Below are 21,390 nucleotides of genomic sequence, written 5' to 3'. Positions count from 1 at the left end.
CTCCCTCACTCCTCGATCGTGTTCCGGTGCGTCTCCGCGGCAAGCGCGACCGAGATCACCGTGATCACGACGAGCACGATCATGTAGACCGCGATCGGCCATGGCTTGCCGTCCGCCCACGCGAGCAGCCCCGTGGCGATGAGGGGCGAGAGGCCGCCTGCGAACACGGAGGCGAGCTGGTAGCCCAGCGACGCGCCGCTGTAGCGCAGCCGCGCCGAGAAGAGCTCGGAGAAGAAGCTCGCCTGTGGGCCGTACATCGCCGCATGGCCGAGGCCCAGCGGCAGCGCGATGGCGAGCCAGATGAGGGCAGGCTGCTTCGTCCCGAGCATCCAGAAGAACGGGAACGCGAGCAGTCCGCACGCGACGGCGCCCCAGATGTAGACCGGGCGGCGGCCGATCCGGTCGGAGAGCGCGCCCCACAGCGGGCCGAGGAAGATGTTCACGAACGAAGCGACGAGGAGGCCGTTCAGGGCGATGACCCGATCCATCTTGAGCTGCGTCGCCACGTAGGTGAGCGCGAAGGTCGTGAAGATGTAGAAGAGGCCGTTCTCGGCGAACCGCGCGCCTGCGGCGAGCAGCATGTTCTTCGGGTGCTTCTTCAGCACCTCGACGATGGGCAGTCGGGACTCGTGCTTCTGCTGCTTCACCTTCTCGAACACCGGGGACTCGGAGACCTTCATCCGGATCCAGAGGCCGACGCCCACGAGCAGGAAGCTCAGGAGGAAGGGCACGCGCCAGGCCCAGGACAGAAAGACTTCCTCGGGCAGCTTCGAGACGTAGCGGAACACCAGCGTCGAGAGGAGCAGGCCGATGTACGCGCCGATCTGCGGCCACGATCCATAGAACCCGCGCCGGTTCGCGGGTGCGTGCTCGACCGCCATGAGGACCGCGCCGCCCCACTCCCCGCCGAGTCCGAAGCCCTGGGCGAGACGCATGGTGACGAGGAGGACAGGGGCCCAGATGCCGATCGTGGCGTAGGTCGGGAGCAGGCCGATGATGGCCGTCGCGGTCCCCATGATGAGGAGCGTCAGGTACAGCATGTTCTTGCGCCCGATGCGGTCGCCGTAGTGGCCGAAGACGATGCCGCCGATCGGCCTCGCGATGAAGCCGACCGCGAACGTGGCGAACGCCGCGATCGTCCCGACGAGCGGATCGAAGGTGGGGAAGAACAGTTTGTTGAAGACCAGCGCGGCGGCGGTGCCGTACAGGAAGAAGTCGTACCACTCGATCGACGTTCCGATGAGGCTCGCGAGCGCCACCTTGACGCTCTCGCGGTAGCCCGGCTGTGGCTGCTGCTGGTCGACCGAGGACAGGGCGGGAATGGCCATGGACATGCCTCCGGCTGCGGTGGGGGTGCTTCGAAGAGGCGACGACGTCAGCTGCGGAACTGTGGCGCGAGCAGAAGAGGCGGTTCGGTGCACGCGCACACGTCGCGCGGAGTGAAGCCGGGTGCGACCTCGACGAGGACGAGCCCGCGGGGCGTCACGTCGATGACGGCGCGATCGCTGATGATCCGATGCACGACAGCCTTCCCGGTGAGGGGGAGCGAGCAGCGGTTCAGGATCTTCGGCTGCCCCTGCTTGTTCACGTGCTCCATCAGGACGACGATGCGCTTCGCTCCGTGGACGAGGTCCATGGCGCCGCCCATGCCCTTCACCAGCTTCCCCGGGATCGTCCAGTTGGCGAGGTCGCCCGTCGCCGAGACCTCCATCGCGCCGAGGATGGCGAGGTCGATGTGCCCGCCCCGGATCATGGCGAACGACTCCGCGCTGCTGAACACCGAGGCGCCTGGGATGACGGTGATCGTCTCCTTCCCGGCGTTGATGAGGTCAGGATCGAGCTCCTCCTCCCGTGGGTAGGGACCGATCCCGAGCAGCCCGTTCTCCGACTGCAGGACCACGCGCTTCCCCGGGGGAATGAAGTTCGCGACGAGCGTCGGCATGCCGATGCCCAGGTTCACGTAGTAGCCGTCCTGGATCTCCTGCGCGGCCCGCTGCGCGAGCTGCTCTCTCGTCCATCCCATGATCGCCCGCCTCCTAGGCCCGAACCGTCCTGCGTTCGATGCGCTTCTCGACCTCTCCGGCGGCGAGGACGCGATGCACGTACACGCTCGGCGTGTGCACCTGGTCCGGGTCGAACCCGCCCACGTCGACGACCTCTTCCACCTCCGCCACCGTCACGCGCCCCGCCGTCGCCATCACGGGGTTGAAGTTCCTGGCGGTGCGCCGGTAGACGAGGTTCCCCAGCCGATCGGCGCGCCACGCCTTCACGAGCGCGAAGTCGGCCGTGAGACCGCGTTCGAGGAGGTAGGGCCTTCCATCGAACACCCGCACCTCGCGCCCCTCCTCGAGCGGCGTGCCGACGCCCGCGGGCGTGTAGAACGCGGGGATCCCCGCGCCCCCCGCGCGGATGCGCTCGGCGAGCGTGCCTTGGGGGACGAGCTCGACCTCGATGTCGCGTGCGAGCAGCTGCCGCTCGAACTCCTTGTTCTCGCCGACGTACGACGCGACCATCTTCCGGATCTGCCGGTTGCGGAGGAGCAGCCCGAGTCCCCAGTCGTCCACGCCGCAGTTGTTCGAGATGACGGTGAGCTCGCGGACGCCCTTGTCGCGCAGCCCTTCGATGAGCCGCTCGGGGATCCCGACGATCCCGAACCCGCCGGCCAGGATCGTCGCGCCGTCCTCGATCCCTGCCAGTGCCGTGTCGATTGAGTCGCACACCGTCATCGCTCTCTCCGGTCAGCTGAGGCCGGCTGCCTCGTCCGACGCCGTCGGCCGAGTGCCAGCACGCTCACCGTATGTGGAGCAACGAACGGGCCAGGTGCGGGACTGCGCTAAGAGCCGGATGAATCGACGGACCGTCTCGCCGGGCGCGTGGCGCCGCTCCAGGTTCCTGGAACCGGGTGCGCGAGCCGACCCCGCCTGCCGCAGCGCGGCAGCGCCCTGATTGGGACCCTCTGTGCGGAGAATCGCGTCCGCGTCTCAGCGCGTGCGGCGCGTTCCAGGGCCGTGGACGTCGCTCCGCGAACCTGGAAGGGCGGGAGCCCGGTCCGCGGCTTGGGTGATGCCGTACTGCTCGATCTTGGCGTAGAGCGACGACTTGCTGATGCCGAGGCGCGCCGCGGCCGCGAGCTTGTCGCCCTCGGCTTCCTGCAGCGCGCGCCGGATCGCGTCCTGCTCGGTGCGCCGCAGGAGAATCTTGAGCGTGGCGCACCCGTCGTCGAGATCGCCGGCGCGCTCGCCCGCGACCGCCCTGGGCAGGTCGGCCCTGGAGATCGCGCGCCCACCCTTCACGTAGAGCGCCTGCTCCAAGGCGTTGCGCAGCTCCCGGACGTTCCCCGGCCACCGATACGCCTGGAGCGAGGATGCAGCCTCGGCGTCGACGCCGTCGACTGGGATGCCGGTCTCCTTCTCCAGGCCGCGGAGGAGCGCCTCGACGAGGAGCGGAATGTCCTCTCTCCGTTCATGAAGCGGTGGGATCTCGAGCTTCAGGACGTTGAGGCGATAGTACAGGTCTTGCCGGAACGCCCCCTCGGCGATGAGCGCCTCGAGGTCCTTGTTCGTGGCTGCGACGATGCGGACGTCGATCGGCTCCGGCTCGACGGCCCCCACGGGCTCGATCTCGCGCTCCTGGAGGACACGCAGCAGCTTGACCTGCATCGCGAGGGGCAGCTCGCTCACCTCGTCGAGCAGGAGGGTGCCCTTGTCTGCGAGCGCGAACTTGCCCTTCTTGCCGCCGCGCTGCGCGCCAGTGAAGGAGCCCGCCTTGTAGCCGAACAGCTCGGACTCGAAGAGCGACTCCGGGATGGCGGCGCAGTTCACCTTCACGAACGGACCGAGCGCCCGCCCGCTCTCGAGGTGGATGGCGTGCGCGAACAGCTCCTTCCCGGTGCCGCTCTCGCCCTTGAGCAGCACGGTCGTGTCGCTCCGCGCCACCTTGCGGGCGAGCGCCTTCGCGCGCTCGAGCGCCGCGCTCGTCCCCACGATCTGCGAGAAGGAGTACTTCGCGCCACCGCGGCGGTGCAGCTCGTTCTTGTAGAACTCCAGCTCTTTCTTCAGCGCCGCGAACCGGCCCGTCATGGTGAAGAGGTCGTCGACGTCGCGGAACATGACCTTGCCCACGACCGCGACGATCCTTCCGCCCTCGAAGATCGGGATCCGGTGGCAGATCATCTCGTGTCCTCGGATCTTCTGCAGCTGCGCGATCTCGGGGACCCCGGTCTTGGCGACGATGTGCATCCGGGTGTTCTCGACCACCTCGGTGACGTGACGGCCGATCATCTCGTCCTGACGCAGGCCGAGGAACCTGGCGTACGCCTCGTTCGTCTTGAGAATGATGCCGTCCACGTCGGTGATGAGGAGCCCCTCGTAGGCATGGCCGAGGGCCTCCTCGAGCATCGCGTGGGCGCGCTCCGAGGAGACGACGCGCGCGGCGAGACGATTCAGCAGCCGGTGAGTGAACCCTCCGCGCCGGATCCTCATCGCGGCATTGTACGGCAGTCCGAGCTTCCGGACGCGAGGGGCTCATCCACGTTCCCGCGGCGCGATACGGCGAGCCCGGCGGGCTCTCGACTCGACCGGCCTTCGGCTGCAGGACCAGTCGAGGCCGCCTGGCGCCGCGATCGAACCACTCGCAGGGGAAGTTTCGATTTCACGTCCGCCTCGTGACCAGGTCAGAGAGCGCGCGCTCGGCGGCGGACCGGGAGGCGGTGCCCACGCCGATGGCCACCGCCTTCACGGCCGCGCACACGGCGCGGAGCGACGAGCCCAGCTGCCGCGAGGCAGCGGAGCTCGTCCACGGCGTCGCCGGGACGCGGCGAAGCTAGAAGACGTAGCTCGCCGTGGCGATGAGCTGGTTCCCCTCGAGGTTGGCGTCTCCCGTGAACGCGGCCGGAGTCCCGGCGTAGCTCGCGTTCTTCGTGCGGAAGGCGAGCCACTCGAAAGCGACCGCGTAGGCGCCGTCGCGGTACTGGAGCATGAGGTCCGTCGTCTGGTTCCGCAGGAGCTTGAACTGGGCCTTCTTCGCCTGCTCCTCGTCGAGCCGCTGCAGGCCGTAGAAGCCCCAGACCGAGAGCTGCTTCGTGAGGTTGTAGCCTGCCTGGCCCCATCCGCCCCACGAGTACACGTCGTTCAGCGTGCCCGCCGCGGGCGTCGCTCCAGGCGCGCCGGGGGTTCCGATCGCGCCGCCAGACTGGAACTGTACGAGGTTTCCGAGCACCGGTCCGGTGTTCTTGCCGTAGTAGCCGCTCGCGGCGAGGCTCAGCGGGCCGAACGACCCCTTCGCCCCGAGGTTGCCGGCGACGACATCAATCCTGTCTGCGACGCTCCCGGCGCCGTCGGTGCCAGCGCCCGTCAGGTCGACGCGATTCCAGTGCCCCGCCACGAACGCGCTGAGCGCGGTGCCGCGCGAGACGGTGACGCGCGCCTCGAGAGCGGGAAGGCCGGACGCCTCGCCGAGCGACACGCCGTACGGGGTGTTCGGGATGTTGGCGCCGATCCCGGTGGCCGCATCGTTCCACTGGCTGCGGCCGACCTCCCATGCGAGCTCTACCTTCATGTCCGGAGCGCCGAAGGCGTGAAAGCCGAACACGCCGGGGCGGCGCCAACCGATGTTGCCGGTGGCGTATCCGAGCGGGAATGCGACGTGCGAGAGCGACGTCGGGCCCATCGCGAAAAGGAGGTCGTTGAGCTGGCCGACGTCGATGCGGTGATCGCCCCAGTTCAGCTCGGAGTAGGCGAGGCGCATCCGGTTCAGGACCGAGACGTTGCCGAACCCGCCCGCGCCGAAGCCCTGGAAGAAGTCGATCTCGAGGACCGCCTGCGGCGTCGCATCGGCGAAGACCTTCGGTCCCTTCACGGAAAAGTTGAAGCGCGACTGGCGGACGTCGAACCCCAGCGCGTTCTTGTCGGTCGCCGGCTGCGCGCCGGAGACGAAGAGCGTCTGCTGCCCCTCGCTGAGCCCGAGATTCGCGTCCTGCAGGTAGCCGGAGGCAGAGACGAAGCCGTGGAGTGCAAACGTGAAGGGTGGCGCCGCTGGCGGACTGGAGGGCGCGACGGCCGCGGGGGGTGCCGCCGGAGGTGCGGACGAGGCGACGAGCGAGGGCTGCTCGGCGCCCTTGGCTTCGCCCGCGCCAGGCTTGGTGTCCTGCGCCTGGGCGAGTGAGGCGAAGCAGACGCAGAGTGCAACGAGGATCGGCTTCAGTGTCACGGGTCGACCTCCGGGTGGACGGACGTACGGGGCAGCGAGAGGGAGTGCAGACCGGGTGACGCCGAAGGCCGAGGCGCCAGCCCGGCGGACCGTATGAGGAGCAACGACCGGGCCAGGTCTTCGGCCGCGCTAAGCGCCCTGTGAACCTACGGGCCAGAAGCCCGCTGCGAGGCGCGGCTCCAGGTTCCTGGAAGCAGTTGCGAGACCGCACCTCGCTTGCCGCGCCGCGGCAACGTGCCGCAGCGACCCTCCTGTGCGGGGAATTGCGCCAGCTCGTCAGAGCGTGCCTCGCGTTCCAGCGCGGTGGACACGCCTCCGCGAACCTGGAACGGTGCAAAGCGCTCCACGCCGACCGAGATCCCGTACCGCTCCGCCTGCGCGACCGTTCCGCTGAGAATGCTCGTCAAGGCCGGAAGCCTTGGAGTTGGCGCTCGTGACCCTCACCGGTCCTCGGCCAACTCGCTCGAACATCAGAGGCCCCGTGGACTGCAAAGTCCGCGGGGCCTCGCGCTTTCCGGGCCTGGGTACGCCGTGGCCGTCGCCGCGTTCATGGCAAAGCGGTGGCCCCGGCCAGCGGCGTGGCCGGGGCCGCGAAGGCCGCTAGGGCGCGCTGATCACGATGGCCCCGCCCGCGAGGGCGTTGTTCGCCCCGTCGGGCTCCTTCGCCTGGTCGCCCTGGCACTCGTACTCGTCCGTCGACCAGTTGAACTCGCAGACGGTGAAGTCGTCCGCGAGGACGCCGAGGTAGTACGTCCCCGGCGCCACCGTCGCCGGGATCGCCACGAGGGTGGTGTCAAACGAGCTCGCGCCCGGCTGGAGGCCAGCGACGCTGCGGTAGCCGAGCAGCAGATCCGACGCGGTGATGGTGGCATCGGAGGAGAGGTACACGCCCACGAGGAACGCGGGAGCTGCGCCGCCCGAGGCGCTCGCGGCCACCGTGTTCGAGACCGGGATGCTGGTCCCGCGCAACGCGGAGGCCGGGCCGGACACCGCGGTCGCCACGAGGTCGGGCCCGGTGATCGCGATGGTGCCGCCGGCGAGGCCGTTGTTCGCCTCGTCGCTCTCGGGCGTGGTGCCGTACGGGTCGGCGAACGCGCCGAGCTGATAGGTGCCGCCGGCGATGCCCGCCGGGATCGTCAGCGTGACCGTGCCCGAGCGCGACGCGCCGGACGCGAGGTCGCCGGGGTACGCGGTCCCGACCGAGATGTCCTGCGGCGTGATGAACAGGTCGCTCGACAGGTAGATCCCGAGCGGCGGGCTCGTCACGCCCGCGCCGGTCGGGAGCGCCGAGAGCGTGTAGCTCACGGTGATGGTCTCGCCGGTGAGTGCGGCCGGCGGGCCCGAGACCGCGGTCGGCGCGAGATCGGGCCGGTCGAGGGTGAGGGCGGCGCCCGCGGAGGCGTTATTCGTCTCGCTCGCCTCCTTGACCTGGTCGTACGGGTCGAGGAAGACGCCGAGGTAGTAGGTCGCCTGGGCGACGGAGCTCGGGACGCTCACCGTGAGCGTCGCGGTGCTCGTCTCGCCCGGCGCCGGCATCGCGAAGGTGCCGTAGCCGAGCCGCAGGTCGGAGGTCGTGATGACGGGATCGGTGGAGAGGTAGATCGACACCATCGTGGCGGGGCTCGCTCCAGAGCCGAGGTTCGCGACGGTCGCCGTGACCGAGAACGGGGTCGCCGTCCCGACGCTCTGCGGCGCGGCCAGCGCGGAGACGGTGAGGTCGGGTCCGGCCACGGAGACGGTGTTGCCGGCGCGGGGGTTGTTCGTCTCGCTCGCCTCCGCGACGCGGCCCTCGTAGTCGGCGATGGCGCCCACGTAGTACGTCCCCGGCGCGAGCCCCGCAGGGACCGTCAAGCTCGTGTCGGCGCTGCTCGTGGCGCCCGGCGCGAGGCCGCCGAGCGCGCGGTAGCCGAGGAACCGATCCGCCGTAGTGATCATCGGGTCCGTCGAGAGGTAGTAGCCGACCTTGAACGCCCCCGTCCCTCCGCCGACCGCCGCGACGGCGTCGTGGACGACGAGCGGCAGGCCCGTGCCGGCGGTGGCCGGCGCGCTCACCTCGGTGAGGACGAGGTCCGTCCCGCCGACGACGATGGGCCCGCTCGCGCGGGCATTGTTCGACCCGTCGGGCTCCTTCGCGACGTCGCCGCCGTAGCAGTAGGAGTTGTACAGGTAGTCCTCGTAGCAGTACGTGAAGTCATCGGCGATGACGCCCACGTAGTACGTGCCGGGCGCGAGCCCGAGCGGCAGGGTGACCGGCGTGGAGGCGGAGCTCGAGGCGCCCGGCGCGAGCGCAGCGGCGGAGCGCCAGCCGAGGAGCAGGTCCGACGGCGTGATCACGGGGTCGGTGGAGAGGTAGAAGCCCACGTCGAACGGGGGCGTCGCGCCGCCCGCGGCGCTCGCCGCGATCGTGTCGAGGACGGTGAGGGTCTCGCCGACGACTCCGGACGCGGGCGCGGAGACGGAGGTGGCCACGAGATCGGGGCCGATCACGGTGAGCGCGCCACCCGCGACCGCGTTGTTCGCCTCGTCGAGCTCCAGGACCTCGTTTGCCACGTCCGCGATGGCGCCGACGTAGTAGGTGCCGCCCGCCCACGTGACGGGCAGGGTGATCACCGTGGCCCCCGAGGAGGAGGCGCCGGAGGAGAGGGAGGGGATCGTGCGCTCACCGAGCTTCAAGTCGGCGGTGGTGACGATCGGATCGTCGGAGAGGTACAGGCCGACCTTGAACCGCCCGGCGCCGCCGCCGGTGGGGCGCGCGGTGACCGTGTCCTCCACGGTGAAGGTCCCGCCGGTGAGCACCGTCGCGGGGCCGCTCACGGACGTGACCTCGAGATCCGGGCCGTCCACGACGACGCGGGGGCCGACGAACACGTTGTTGTCCTCGTTCGACTCCTTGACGTAACCGACGACGTCGACGATCCCGCCGAGGCGGTAGGAGCCCGCGGGCAGATCGCTCGGGAGCGACAGGGAGGTGGTCACGGTCGCGGAGGCGCCGCCGTCGAGCGAATAGGCCTCCTGCCATCCCAGCATGCGGTCGGCGGTGGTGATCGTGTCGTCCGTCGACAGGTACACGTTCACGAGGACGTTGATGGCGATGCCGCGTCCCGGGTTCGCGACCGTGGTCGTGAGCGAGAACGGGGTGGAGGTCCCCAGGCGCGCTGGCGCGGACATCGCCGTCACCGTGAGGTCGGCCGGCTCGAACGTGGTCAGGTTCGACGCCAGCTTGTAGTTGTTGTCCCCGGGCGCCTCGTTCTGGTCGACGAACGCGAGCACGCCCACGTGGTAGCCGCGACCGAGGAAGCTTTCCGAGCTCGCGCGGATCGTGTACGCGAGGTTGGTGCACCCGCCGAGCTGGGAGTAGACCCGCTTGGCCGAGCCGAGCGCGACGTCGCCGGGGCCGAGCACGTCGTCCTCGGAGATGAACCAGATGACGCTGAAGTAGTCCGCGGTGATCCCGCCCTGGCCGATGTTGCAGACCTGGGCGGTGACGGGGAACCCCATGCCGAGGCCCGCCACGTCGGGCGCCGTGACGGACGTGACGGTGAGGTCCGGCAGCGGGATCCGGTGGACCACGAGCGTGGTCGTGGCCGACTGCCCGCGCCCGTCGGTGGCCACCACGGTGATCGGGTTCTCGCCCAGGGCGAGCGGGACTGCGGTCTCGAAGTAGCCGTCGGCGGCGCGGACCGGAACGGCCGCGCCGTTCACGGTGAGCGAGGCCACGCCCGAGGGATCGACGGCGGTGCCGAAGACGACCGTCTCCGCCTCCTCCGTCTCCTCACCCATGGAGGAGAAGACGCCGAGCACGGGCGGCAGGACCGGCGTCGTGAACGTGCGCGGCGTACCTCCGCCGTCGTCGAAGGAGACGTTCCCCGCCTCGTCGGTGGCCTGCGCCGCGTAGAAGTAGGTCGTGCCCTCCTCGAGCGCGCCCAGCGGCACGTCGTGGGAGCTCGCGAGCCAGCGGAGCGAGACCGTTCCGCCGAGGGCGGGCGTCTTTCCGTAGAGGACCGCCGCCGAGGACGGCTCGCTCGTCGACCAGGCGATCCGCGCGCTCCCCTGATCGAGGGCGGCCACCGTGACCGCGGAGATGGCGGGCGCGGTGAGATCGCCGAACGCGGTGGCGGTCACGGTCGCCGGCGCGCCGAGCCCGTCGTTCTCGTCGGCGTAGGTGGCGGTGAGGATCCCGCCCTCGGTCACGGCGAGGACGCCGTCCCCCGCGACGCCTGGGGCGTACCCGGTCGGCAGCGTGCCCGAGAAGATCGAGGTGTTCGGCCCCGTCTCGACGAGCGTCACGACCTCGCCGGTGAGGTCGGCGTCGCTCCGGACGTTGACGAACGCCTCGTCGGCCACGTCGGGCCGGACGTTCAGGTCGCGGTCACCCACCTTGATCTCGATGGTCGTGGCGGCGCCGTAGCGCGTCCGGTCGAGCGCGATGAAGCCCTGGGAGGTGATGGCGCCCGCGCCCGTGACGACGAGCGCGAACGGCTGGGGACCGGAGGGGACGTTGTAGCCCTTGACCCGCACCGTGTACGTGCCCCGGAGCGAGACGGGCAGGTAGACCTGCTCCTCGACGTTGAGGCGGTCGGGGCTCCCGCCCGTGATGGACGCCCCGCCGGCGAAGGCGTTCCCGGCGAGGATCGCGCCGTCCGGGCCGACGACCTCGAGATCGAGGTCGTTCACGAGCTCGACGTCGGCGAACTGCGCGCCGGGGTAGTCCGTCCAGACGAGCGTCACCTTGAGCGGGGTCCCGCCGGTCGCGAAGAACTGCTTCGTGAAGGTCTCGCCCGTCGCGAGCCCAGGCTGGACGTCGTCGACGTCGAGGAACTTCGAGTCGCCCGCGAAGCGGAGGGTGTTCGACAGGTTGATGCGCCCCCAGCCCTGGGCGATGGTGGGGATGGGGCCGCGCGTGTAGAGGCCGCTCATCGACTGGGCGCTGTTGACGAGGACCGCCTTGACGAGCGCCGCGGAGGGCGGGAACGCGTCGGCGGGGCTCGCGAGCCCCGAGGGCCAGTAGCCGTCCACGAAGTACTGACGGACGAGCGCCGCGGCGCCGGCCGTGGTGGGCGTCGCCATCGACGTGCCGCTGTAGGCGACCGTGCCGCAGTTGTTCGAGCTCGCGAGGCCGTCCGAGTCGGCCGAGACGATGGCCACGCCAGGCGCCGTCAGCGTCGGCTTGAGCCGCCCGTCCCAGGCCGGCCCGTTGCTCGAGAAGTAGGCCACGTTCTCGGCGAGGTCGCCGTTCTCCGTCGCGCCGACGCTCACGACGTTCTTCGCGGTGGCCGGCGCGCCGACGCGGAGATCCGTGGGGCCGGCGTTGCCGTTCGCGAAGAGGACGAGGAGGTCCTTGTGCTCCCACATGAACCGGTCGGTGCTCCACGCGTACGTCTCGTACCAGTTCGCGCCGGAGCCCCAGCTGTTCGTGTGGATGCGCGCGCCCGCCTCGTAGGGCTGCGAGTAGAGCTCGCCGAGGTCCTCGGGAACGTAGATGGCGTTCTCTTCGCCTGGCGTGAGGTCGGTCATGAAGAGCCTGGCCCCAGGCGCCATCCCTCCCGCGGTCGTGAGCCCGGTGATGGGCGCCTGGTCGCCCGCGACGGTGCCGGAGACGTGCGTGCCGTGGCCGAAGTTCCCGTCCCAGGCGTCAGCCCACGCCACGTAGCCGACGACCTTGCGGTGCCCCGGGCCGACGGCTGCGCCGCTCGGGTCGCGGAAGAAGCACATGTCCATGTCGAGGCCGGTGTCGCCGACGCCGACGATCTGCCCCGCGCCGTCGAGCCCGGCGCCGAAGACCGGCGTCGAGCCCGGGACGTACGACTGGATCACCCAGCGCGACGTGTCGTTGAGGAGCTGCACCGGCAGCGCCTCCTCGATCCAGAGGACCTCCTCGAGCCGCGCGAGCCGGGCGATGAGGCCGGGCGGGACCTCGACCTGCGCGACGTCCCTGGCGACCCGCACCACGGCCCCCTTCTGACGCAGGACCTCGGACAGGAGGGCCGGCAGACCGTCGGCGGCGTCGACGCGCACGCGGAGCCGCAGGGTCTTCGCGAGGTCGCTGCGGACCGCGCCGTGCTCGTCCTTGAGCGCGCGGGAGAGCTTGTACGCCGGCTGGAAGCGCGCGACGCCGCGGACGAAGGAGAGCTTCGCGACGCTCGCGCGCGTGTCGTCGTCCATCGAGACGACGAAGGCGAACCCGGGGAGGTAGTCGCCGATCCGCGCCCCGGCGGCCGCGAGCCGCGCCTTGTCGGCCTCGTGGATGGGGCCGTCGAACTGGACGATCCACTTCCTCCGCTTCGCGGCGGCGGCCGCGTGGCGATCGCCGCGTGCAGCCTGCGCCGCGGCAGGGGCCGAGACCTCGACGACCTCGGCGGTGGGGTCGAGCGTCAGCCCGGCCAGGGCGGGGAGGTCTCGCTCCTCCTCGGCCATGAGCTCGGCCGGGATCGTGGGCGGCTTCCCCTGCACGTTCAGCGCATAGCCGTTCACCTGGACGGTCCCCTCCACCGGGCGAGTGACCTCCTGGGAGCGCTCGGGCTCGGCTCGCCGACCGCAGGAGACGACCGCCAGCAGCGAAAGACACAGCGCGACGCGTAGCCTCATCGTGTACCCCTCCATGCGCCTGCTCGGATGGCTGTAGTGGGGTCGGATGACAGACCACTCGGTCGGAGAGCGCCTCACCCGAATTCGGGATCAGCCCGCGAGGGTTCGTTCGTCAGGGCGCGAAACTTCACCGCACGAGACAGGCGATCAGGCGTTGACGAAGAGTGTAGAGCCTTTACGGGCGACTGCGATCGGCGCGCAGCCAGGGGGAAGACGACGCACGAGCGTGAGGTCGTGCTGCCCGGCGCGAGTCGCACGCGCGGGCTCCTTCCACGGTCTTGACCGTTAGTGCAGTTCTCGCGCGGATCGCGCGTGCTGCCGCGAGCGCGCTGCGCGCGCGGACCACGAGTCGACGCCTCCCTGCCGCGTCCGCCCGGAACCTGCCGAGCCTGCGTGGCGACCGCCGCGCGGCGGTCGGTCCGCCTGCCTCGCCGCCGGGCCGGGCGAGAGCCGGCGTGAGCCCCTGCCGCGTTCGCCGTCGGTGAGGCATACTGCGCGAGTCCGGAATGCGCTCCGAAGTCGTGCAGAACCTCCTCGTCCTCCTGGCGGGAGCGGCCCTCCTCAACGCCGTGTTCGCGGCGGCGCTGTGGCGGAGCACGCGCGACGCGCTGTTCCGGATGCTCTTCGTCGCGTGGGCGACGGTCATCCTGTCGGCGCTGCTCCAGAGCGCGCTCACCCACAACCACCTCATCGTCACCATCGGCTTCGCCTCGGTCTTCATCAACAACGCGGCGTTCGCCCAGCTCCTCGCCGCGGTGGCCGAGGTGACGGTGCCGTGGCGCAGGCTCGTCCTGCTGCTGGCGGCGGGACTCGCCGCCTCGGCCCTCGTCGCGGCGGCGGGAGGATCGTTCGTCCTCGTCTCGGCGCCCACCGCGCTCGCGGTCGCCGCGCCCACCGTGGCGGTCGGCTTCAAGGTCTTCCGCGACCGCTGGTCCACGCTCCACGCGCAGGGGCGCGCGCTCGCGCTCTCCTGCATCCTCTTCTCGGTCCACAACCTCGACTTCGTCTTCCTGCGCGAGCGGGAGGCGCTCGCGCCGGTCGGGTTCACCCTGGCGTTCCTGGTGATCTTCGCGATCTCGATCAGCGCGCCCGCGGCGCTGCTCGAGATGGTCACGAAGCGCCAGGCGCGCCTCGCCGCCCAGCTCGAGATCGCGCGCACCCTCCAGGCGCGGCTCGCGCCCACGGACGCCCGGCTCGATCGCCTGGAGTTCGCCTGCCACATGCGGCAGGCCGACTCGGTCGGCGGGGACTACCTGCAGCACTTCAAGACGGGGAGCAGCGAGTGGTTCTTCGCGGCGGACGTCGTCGGCCACGGCTTCCACGCGGGGCTGCTCGCGCTCATGGCCCACAGCGCGCTCTCGTCGATCATCGAGGCCCGCCCCGAGATCACCCCCCGCGAGCTGAACCAGCTCGTGAACCGGGTGCTGTGGCGGAACCTCGCCCAGCTCGAGGACCGCCGCTACATGACGATCGTGGCGATGCGGCGCGACGACCGGGACGGGCGGCTCGTGGTGAGCGGGTGTCACGCGGACCTGCTCGTGTACCGCGCCCGCTCGCGCGAGGTGCAGACGCTCGCCCTCGAGCACTTCCCGCTGGGCGTCGGCTTCACGCCGGACCTGGCCCTCGAGACCATCGGCGACGCCACCCTCGAGCTCGGGCCGGGAGACCTGGTGTTCGTCGCCACCGACGGGGTGTTCGAGGCGCCGCGCCTCGGCCAGCACGAGCTCGGGCTGTTCGGCGCCGAGCGCGTGGGTGAGCTCTTGTCCGCGTGCGGCGCCGAGCCGCTGTCCGAGATTCGCCGGCGGCTGGTGGAGCAGCTCGACGACTTCACGGGCCGGCGCTACGCCGACGACGTGGCGTTCTTCATGCTGCGCGCGCGCCCCGAGGGAGCGCTGGCGTGAAGCTGAGGCTCGAGATCGCCGCGCGCTCCGCCGACGTGCTGCGCTGCAGGCAGCTCGTGGGCGAGGTGTACCACCGCCGCTACGGCGTGGTGTTCTCGAGCGACACCTACGACCTCGACCGGAAGATCGAGCCCTGGCCGCACCGCTTCCTGATGGGGTTCGTCCGCGACGAGCTCGCGGCCGTGTCCGGGCTGTACGTGCGGAACACCTACGTCGAGCGCTTCGGGCTGGTGGACGACGACGAGGTCCGCGCCCGGCTGCGCGAGGCGGGCGTGGACGGAGAGTACGAGCCCGCCGAGCGGCGCGAGCTGACGAAGCTCGTCATCGCCCCGCGGCTGCTCAACTCGGGGCTCGGCCCGCTGTTCATCGCGTTCGCCCACGCGCGGGCGTTCGTGGAGCTCGACGCCCCGCGACCGCCGCTCGTCACCTTCTGCGTCGTGCGATCGATGAAGCGCCTGGTCGAGCGGCACGGGATCCGCACGCGACACCTGAAGCCGTTTCCCCACTACAAGGTCCACGAACACTACCGGTCGGAGCGGAACCCGATGGACAGCTACCTCGTCATCCCGCACCTCGACGTACCGGCCGCCTTCCGCGACCTGCGCATTCCGGGCGAGCACGCGCTCGGCCCGTGGCTGGGAGACGAGCGATGAGCAACCTCACCGTCCTCGGCGCGTTCCACGAGGCCCCCGCCCAGCCGCTCAGCGCCATCGAGATGGAGGTGGTGCCGATAGACCTGGTGACCGAGTGGAGACGATGCGGCATGATCGCCGACTTCATGGCCGACTACATGGTGTACGGGTTCGAGCGGCGCGAGACGGCACGCAGCGTCCTCTCGACCGTCATGAACGAGCTCGTCGAGAACGCCGCCAAGTTCAGCGCCGACGCGCGGACGCCGGCGCGCGCCTCGATCCGCAATCACGGCGAGGTCGTGCTCCTCGAGATCCGGAACGAGGCGAGCGACAAGCACGTCGCGAGCCTGAAGGAGCTGCTCCCGGAGCTCGCGCACGACGACGCGACCGCCGTGTTCCGGCAGCGGCTGCAGGACCGGCGGGGCCTCGGCCTCGCGCTGCTCGCGCGAGACTACCGGGCGACCGTGGGGGCCACCGTGGAGCCCGCCGACGCCGGAGGAAAAGCCACGGTCTGCCTGCGGGTGGCCATGAGCGCGGCGGAGGTGGAGCAGCGATGAAGGCGCCACGCCCGGACTACTCGGTGGACGCGGGACAGTCGCCCGGGACCTGGCTCCTGCGCGGGGTGATGCGCCTCGAGTCGCCCGAGGCCTACGCGCGGGCGTTCGAGCCCATCGTCGCCTCGCTCACGAAGCTCCCCGCGATCTCCCTCGACCTCTCGCAGGTGGTGTTCCTGAACAGCTCCGGCATCCGCGCGCTCGCAGACGTGCTGCTGCTCGCGCGCGAGAAGCGCTGTCAGGTCACGCTCTTCGGGAGCGCCGCGGTCCCGTGGCAGAAGAAGCTCGCGAGCTCGCTCACGGCCCTCTTCCCCGAGTTCGTGATGCGCGTCGACCGCTGAAGCGGTCGCGCCGCCCGCGCGCGAGCGGTCGACTACTCGAGCAGCGACGTCGGCGAGACGGCCAGGGCCTTGGCGAGGCTCTCGAGCGTCTCGAGCGGCGGCGTCCGCTGCCCGCGCTCGAGCATCGAGATGTAGGACACCGAGAGCCGCGCCTTCCCGGCCAGGGCCTCCTGCGAGAGCTTGCGGCGGAGACGTTCGCTCTTGAGGTTCAGGGCGAACTTGTCGGCGAGACGCGGCATGAGGAGCTCCTGAGTTGAAGTTGCGGAAACCGCAACATGGGGTGCGAGAACGGCACGATCCCACACTACCACTCAGCGTGCGGCTTCACCAGACCGTGCGTGTACGTTACTTGCGGGACCGCGCGGCGGGGAACGGGACGTCGTACCGCGCGAGGAGGCGGCGCAGCGAGAAGTAGGAGACCCCGAGCGCCTTCGCGAGGCCGCGGGGGTCGCGGGCGAAGAAGCGGGTCGCGGCGAGCAGATAGCGGCGCGCGGCCTCGCGGAACGGCAGGACGTCCTCGCGCGAGCGGAGCGGCCACAGCCCGGGCATCGTGCCGACGAGCTCCCCCGCGAGCTGCGCCAACCTGCCACGCGCCTCCTCCACGTCCGCCTCGTTCTGCTCGATCGTGTGCGTGAGCCGCCGGCGCTCGACCGCGAGCTCCACGGCGTGGCCGAGCGCGGCGCTCGACTCGTCGTGGCAGTCGAAGAAGAAGTCCGCGCCCGCCATCACGGCGGCCATGGCATCCGAGGCCCCCGCCGCCGTCGCGTACGCCAGGATCGCGAGGCGCTCGTGGGATTCGCGCAGCTCGCGGATCGTCTCGAGCCCCGGTCCCTTGGGCAGCTCGAGGTTCACCATGGCGATGGTGGCTCCGGCAGCGCGCTTCAGCGACTCGGCGCCGCTCGAGGCCGTGAGGAGCTTGAACCGCGGGTGAGCGCCGGGCTGGCCCGGTCGCGGGCTCCCCCTGACCTCTGCGAGCCGCTCGCGGATCATGCGGCGGTGCGCATCGTCGGGGGCTACGAGCAGGAGCACGTCGTCGAACGCGTCGGGAAGATCCCTGCGGATCGCGCACATCGCGCCTCGTCTACCACGTCCCGTCCCCGGTGACGGCGTCCAATCGTCTGCCGCGGCCGTACACTGGCTCGCACACCCAACGGGAGGCACAGCGCATGCCCAGCCACCATCAGTTCGAGCTTCTGGACCGCGTGCATTCACTGCGAGGACGCCCGCCCCCCGCGCCCGCCGCCGGAGGCCCGCCGCCCGAGCCGGACGAGGTCCTGCGCCCGGGCGCCGAGGCGGACTCCTGGCGGCCGGAGGCGTTCCCCGCCGGCGACCCGGCGGCGCGCCTGCGGCTCGCCGCGCGCGTGGTGGAGGAAGGCCTCACGGTCCACGACACCCTCCGCGAGCAGCTCGTCGAGCTCCTCGAGACGCGCGAGCCGGCGCTCGAGCTCGGGCCGGAGGCGCTCTCCGAGCGGATGGGCGCCCATCTCCAGGGGCTGCCGCTCGCGTACCACGGCACCTGGTTCCTCTACCCGTGGTCCAGGCGGGTGGTGCGTGTGCTCCCGGAGCCCGAGTTCCGGGAGCTACGCTCGAGCCGGAACCGGAACAAGATCTCCTCCGAGGAGCAGGAGCGGCTCCGCGCGGTCCGGCTCGGGGTCGTCGGCCTGTCGGTGGGGAGCGCGAGCGCCATCGCCCTCGCCATGGAGCAGGTCGGCGGGGAGCTCTACCTCGCGGACCACGACCGGCTCAGCCTCTCGAACTTGAACCGGCTGCGCGCGGGCGTCCACGAGCTCGGGGTCCCGAAGGCGGTCCTCACCGCGCGCGCCATCGCCGAGCTCGACCCGTACCTGCGCGTGTGGCCGTTCCTGGACGGGATCACCGATGCGAACATGGACCGGTTCCTCCGGCCCGACGGGCGTCCGCTCGACCTCCTCGTGGAGGAGTGCGACGACCTCTACGTGAAGGTGCGGGTCCGGGAGGCGGCGCGGGCGCTGCGCATCCCCGTGCTCATGGAGACGAGCGACCGCGGCCTCCTCGACGTCGAGCGCTTCGACCTCGAGCCCGAGCGTCCCATCCTCCACGGCCTCGTCGGCGCGCTCGACGCCGAGGAGCTCCGCGGGCTCGACACCTCCGAGAAGGTGCCGATCGTGCTCCGCATCCTCGGCGAGCGGTCCATCTCGCCGCGCCTCGCGGCCTCGCTCGTCGAGGTGAAGGCGACGCTCAAGACCTGGCCGCAGCTCGCCTCGGCCGTGTCGCTCGGCGCGGCGGTCGTCACCGACACCGCCCGCCGGATCGCGCTCGGCGAGCTCAGGTCGTCGGGGCGGTTCTACGTGGACCTCGGCGAGCTCGTGCGCGACGGGGCGGGGGCGGTGCAGCCCCTCCTGGCGGAGCCTGTGCCCGCTCCGGCCGCGACGCTCGAGGAGGCGCGTGCGGCGCCCCCGGCCGCGGCCGTCGCCCCGGCGGCGGTCCGGGCGGGCGCGGCGCTCGACACGCAGCGAATCCGGGCGCTCGTGGAGCTCGCCACGCTCGCGCCCTCGGGCGGGAACTGCCAGCCGTGGCGGTTCTCGTGGGACGGCAAGCGCCTCCGCCTCCTCCACGACGCCGCCCGCTCCCGGTCCTTCCTCGATTACCGCGACCTCGCGAGCTGGCTCGCCTTCGGCGCCGCCGTGGAGAACATCGCGCTCGCCTCGGCGGCGATGGGGCTCGACATGGCGGTCGACCTCGCCCCGGATCCGCGCGAGCCCGCGCTCGTGTGCGACCTCCGCTTCGCGGCCTCGCGCGCGCCGGCCCCGGCGAGCGTCCTCTCCCTCGCGGCGGCGATCCCGGACCGCGCCACGAACCGGAAGCTCGGCCCGCGCGCGCCGCTCGCCCGGGAGGCGCGCGACCTGCTCCTCCGCGCCGCGGCGGACGTCTCCGGCGCGGCGCTGCACCTCGTCGAGGACTCGGAGCGGCTCAGCGAGCTCGGCGAGGTGCTGGGGCGCGGGGACCGGCTCCGCTTCCTCTCCCGCACCATGCACCGCGAGATGATGGGCGAGCTGCGCTGGAGCGCCGACGAGGTGCGCAGGGGCGACGGGCTGGACGTCGCCACGCTCGAGCTCTCCGGCGCGGACCTGGCCGGTCTCCGCGTGATGTCCTCCTGGCCCGCCATGGAGCTCGTCGGCCGGCTCGGCGGGGGGCGCGCGCTCGAGAAGCCGGCGGCGAAGGCCATGGCGGCGGCGAGCGCCGCGGGGCTCGTGTCCGTGGCGGGCCGCACGCGCGAGGCCTACTTCGCGGGCGGCCGCGCCATGCAGCGCGTGTGGCTCCAGGCGACTGCCCTCGGGCTCGCGTTCCAGCCCATGACGCCGCTCACGTACCTCTTCGCGCGGCTCGAGCTCGGCGACGGCGAGGGCCTCGCGCCGCCGGAGGTCGCCACGCTGCGCGCGCTGCGGGGTCGCCTCGCCTCGGTCTTCCCGGAGGCCTCGGGCCGGGGAGAGCCGATGCTGTTCCGCCTCGCCGTCGCGCCACCCCCCGCCGCGCGGGCGCTCCGCCGTCCCCTCGCCGAGGTGCTCGAAATCGATCCGCGCGCGTCCGACTCGCGGGCGGGTCCGCTGCGGGCCGGACCGTCCCTCCACGCTCCGACGCGCCGGCGAGCGGGGTGAGCCCTCGCGCCCGCCGCGGTGGCCTCGCGAGCGCCGTCTCCGAGGTCGCCCCGGCGCTGCGTGGCGAAAGGCGTCCGGCGTCTCTGCGGGACCGCTTCACCGGGCGCCGGCGCTGTACACCGCCGGGCGAAGCCCGCCGGTGCGCGGCAGCCGGACGGTGAAGCGGGTCGGGCGGCCCGGGCCCGACGCGACGTCCACCCGGCCGCCGTGCGCCTCGACGATGGTCCGGACGATGAAGAGCCCCAGGCCGAGCCCGTCGGCGCCGGCCTGGCGGACGTCGCCGCGCCGGAACGGCTCGAAGATGGCGCGCGTCGCCTCGGGCGGGATGGGCGGGCCGTCGTTCTCGACCTCCACGCGCACCGCGTCGGCCTCGCCGGCGGCGCGCAGGCGCACCGGCGTGCCCGCCGGCTGGTACTGGAGCGCGTTCGAGACGAGGTTCGCGATCGCCTGCTGGAGCCGGTCGGGGTCCCACGCGCCGGAGAGGTTCCCGTCGAGGGAGAGCGCGACCGCGTCGGGTCCGTGCCGGAGCGCCGCCTCGTCCACCACCGGGCGGCAGACCTCGCGCAGGTCCATCGCGCGCGGGGCGAGCGGGATGCCGCCGGCGTCGCGCACGCGCGTGAAGTCGAGCAGGTCGCCGATCATCCGGGCCATGCGGCGCGAGCTCGACAGGATGCGGGCGAGCGTGCGCGCCTCCGCCGGCGGCAGCGTCCGTCGCGAGAGCAGCGTCGCGCCGGCCTCGATGGCGGACAGCGGCGTGCGCAGGTCGTGGCCGACGATGCCGAGGATCCGCGCCTGCACCTCGAGGGCGACGCGCCGCTCGCGCTCGCGCTCCTCGTGCGCGCGCAGGGCCTGGCGGACGCTCCGCGCGGCGAGCAGGAGCACCGCGGCGAGCGCGAGGTTCGCGACGAGGAACACCGCGTCGCCGAGGGCGGTCTTGCCCGACCAGGCGCGCTCGCGCTGCTCGAGCGCGCCGACCTCGAGCGCCACGAGCTCGCCGCGGGCGTGCTCCATGTCGTCGAGGAGGTGAGGGTCGGTGGTGGGGTGCCAGGAGGCGCCGGTGAGGAGCGCGGCGTCGTGGGCGCGCCGCTCCTCGGCCATGGCCGCGAGCGCGGCATCGACCCGCCCGACGAGCGCGTCGGTGGGCGCGCGCCGCTGCGGCTCCCGTGACGCCCGCTGGGTGAGCGACGCGAGCTCGACGCGGATCGCGGCCACCGCCCGCTCGTGCCGGGCGAGCTCGGCGGGGCCGCGCACGAGCAGATAGCCGCGGTGGCTGCTCTCGGCCTCGCGGACGGCGGCGTCCAGCCGCTCGAGGGCGAGCACCGCGTCGGTCGACTCGGCGGCGCGCGCGGCGTTCTCCTGACGCGACTTCGCGACCGCCAGGTACACCCCCACCGCCACGACGATGGCGAGGATGGCGGCGACGAAGCCGGTCACCGGACGAGCGGGCACGCAGCTAGGCAACCCGGCGAGCGGGCGGGCTCTTCCCTCTCATACGGGGAGGCGACGGGGTGCGTCTTCGCCCCACGTCGCCTCCT

15 protein-coding genes are annotated in these 21,390 nt (G+C 71.9%); 5 read left to right on the top strand and 10 right to left on the bottom strand.

The window, feature by feature from the left end; genetic code table 11:
- Nucleotides 1-5: 5 nt before the first annotated feature.
- The 7 genes from MNZ39_RS02665 to MNZ39_RS02635 form a co-directional block, all read right to left on the bottom strand.
- Nucleotides 6-1,328, bottom strand: coding sequence for an MFS transporter (locus MNZ39_RS02665; RefSeq protein ID WP_242334076.1), 1,323 nt, complete (start codon nucleotides 1,326-1,328; stop codon nucleotides 6-8).
- A gap of 47 nt (nucleotides 1,329-1,375) precedes the next feature.
- Nucleotides 1,376-2,023 carry a CoA transferase subunit B gene (locus MNZ39_RS02660; protein WP_242334074.1) on the bottom strand — a complete coding sequence of 216 codons (648 nt, stop codon included), beginning with the start codon at nucleotides 2,021-2,023 and terminating at the stop codon, nucleotides 1,376-1,378.
- A gap of 13 nt (nucleotides 2,024-2,036) precedes the next feature.
- The gene (locus MNZ39_RS02655; protein ID WP_374112055.1) at nucleotides 2,037-2,726 is read right to left on the bottom strand and encodes a CoA transferase subunit A; all 690 of its coding nucleotides are present in this window, start codon (nucleotides 2,724-2,726) and stop codon (nucleotides 2,037-2,039) included.
- Between the two features lie 255 nt (nucleotides 2,727-2,981).
- On the bottom strand, nucleotides 2,982-4,481 hold the full coding sequence (locus MNZ39_RS02650; RefSeq protein ID WP_242334068.1) for a sigma-54-dependent Fis family transcriptional regulator: 1,500 nt from the start codon (nucleotides 4,479-4,481) through the stop codon (nucleotides 2,982-2,984).
- A gap of 340 nt (nucleotides 4,482-4,821) precedes the next feature.
- Nucleotides 4,822-6,207, bottom strand: a complete 1,386-nt coding sequence (locus tag MNZ39_RS02645) for a hypothetical protein (protein WP_242334065.1) — start codon at nucleotides 6,205-6,207, stop codon at nucleotides 4,822-4,824.
- 146 nt (nucleotides 6,208-6,353) lie between these two features.
- On the bottom strand, nucleotides 6,354-6,614 hold the full coding sequence (locus MNZ39_RS02640) for a hypothetical protein (protein WP_242334062.1): 261 nt from the start codon (nucleotides 6,612-6,614) through the stop codon (nucleotides 6,354-6,356).
- Between the two features lie 193 nt (nucleotides 6,615-6,807).
- Nucleotides 6,808-12,792 carry a CARDB domain-containing protein gene (locus MNZ39_RS02635; RefSeq protein WP_242334059.1) on the bottom strand — a complete coding sequence of 1,995 codons (5,985 nt, stop codon included), beginning with the start codon at nucleotides 12,790-12,792 and terminating at the stop codon, nucleotides 6,808-6,810.
- A gap of 506 nt (nucleotides 12,793-13,298) precedes the next feature.
- Between MNZ39_RS02635 and MNZ39_RS02630 the strand changes: the two genes are divergently transcribed.
- The 4 genes from MNZ39_RS02630 to MNZ39_RS02615 are packed head-to-tail and all read left to right on the top strand — an operon-like array spanning nucleotide 13,299 to nucleotide 16,220.
- Nucleotides 13,299-14,693 carry a PP2C family protein-serine/threonine phosphatase gene (locus MNZ39_RS02630; RefSeq protein ID WP_242334056.1) on the top strand — a complete coding sequence of 465 codons (1,395 nt, stop codon included), beginning with the start codon at nucleotides 13,299-13,301 and terminating at the stop codon, nucleotides 14,691-14,693.
- Nucleotides 14,690-15,346, top strand: a complete 657-nt coding sequence (locus MNZ39_RS02625) for a hypothetical protein (protein WP_242334053.1) — start codon at nucleotides 14,690-14,692, stop codon at nucleotides 15,344-15,346. The genes MNZ39_RS02630 and MNZ39_RS02625 overlap by 4 nt, the downstream gene beginning before the upstream one ends.
- Nucleotides 15,343-15,882: a hypothetical protein gene (locus tag MNZ39_RS02620; RefSeq protein ID WP_242334050.1), complete on the top strand. Its 540-nt coding sequence runs from the start codon at nucleotides 15,343-15,345 to the stop codon at nucleotides 15,880-15,882. Before MNZ39_RS02625 ends, MNZ39_RS02620 begins: the two co-directional genes overlap by 4 nt.
- Nucleotides 15,879-16,220 carry an STAS domain-containing protein gene (locus tag MNZ39_RS02615; protein WP_242334047.1) on the top strand — a complete coding sequence of 114 codons (342 nt, stop codon included), beginning with the start codon at nucleotides 15,879-15,881 and terminating at the stop codon, nucleotides 16,218-16,220. The genes MNZ39_RS02620 and MNZ39_RS02615 overlap by 4 nt, the downstream gene beginning before the upstream one ends.
- A gap of 32 nt (nucleotides 16,221-16,252) precedes the next feature.
- Here MNZ39_RS02615 and MNZ39_RS02610 read toward each other — a convergent pair whose 3' ends face one another.
- Together MNZ39_RS02610 and MNZ39_RS02605 are read right to left on the bottom strand one after the other, a co-directional pair.
- Nucleotides 16,253-16,459, bottom strand: a complete 207-nt coding sequence (locus MNZ39_RS02610; protein WP_242334044.1) for a helix-turn-helix domain-containing protein — start codon at nucleotides 16,457-16,459, stop codon at nucleotides 16,253-16,255.
- Nucleotides 16,460-16,565: 106 nt separating this feature from the next.
- A complete protein-coding gene (locus tag MNZ39_RS02605) occupies nucleotides 16,566-17,291 on the bottom strand; it encodes a response regulator (protein ID WP_242334041.1) in 726 nt (241 codons plus the stop codon).
- Nucleotides 17,292-17,386: 95 nt separating this feature from the next.
- Here MNZ39_RS02605 and MNZ39_RS02600 point away from each other — a divergent pair, with 95 nt between their 5' ends.
- Complete coding sequence (locus tag MNZ39_RS02600; RefSeq protein WP_242334039.1) at nucleotides 17,387-19,855, top strand: Rv1355c family protein; 2,469 nt, start codon at nucleotides 17,387-17,389, stop codon at nucleotides 19,853-19,855.
- Between the two features lie 96 nt (nucleotides 19,856-19,951).
- Here the strand turns inward: MNZ39_RS02600 and MNZ39_RS02595 are convergent, their stop codons facing one another.
- A complete protein-coding gene (locus MNZ39_RS02595) occupies nucleotides 19,952-21,304 on the bottom strand; it encodes an ATP-binding protein (RefSeq protein WP_242334037.1) in 1,353 nt (450 codons plus the stop codon).
- Between the last annotated feature and the right edge of the window lie 86 nt (nucleotides 21,305-21,390).

This window comes from Anaeromyxobacter sp. SG66 (genome assembly GCF_022690805.1).
Classification (GTDB): Bacteria; Myxococcota; Myxococcia; order Myxococcales; family Anaeromyxobacteraceae; genus Anaeromyxobacter; species Anaeromyxobacter soli.
Note: the sequence above shows the minus strand (reverse complement) of the source record. Positions and strands in the feature narration are given on the sequence as shown.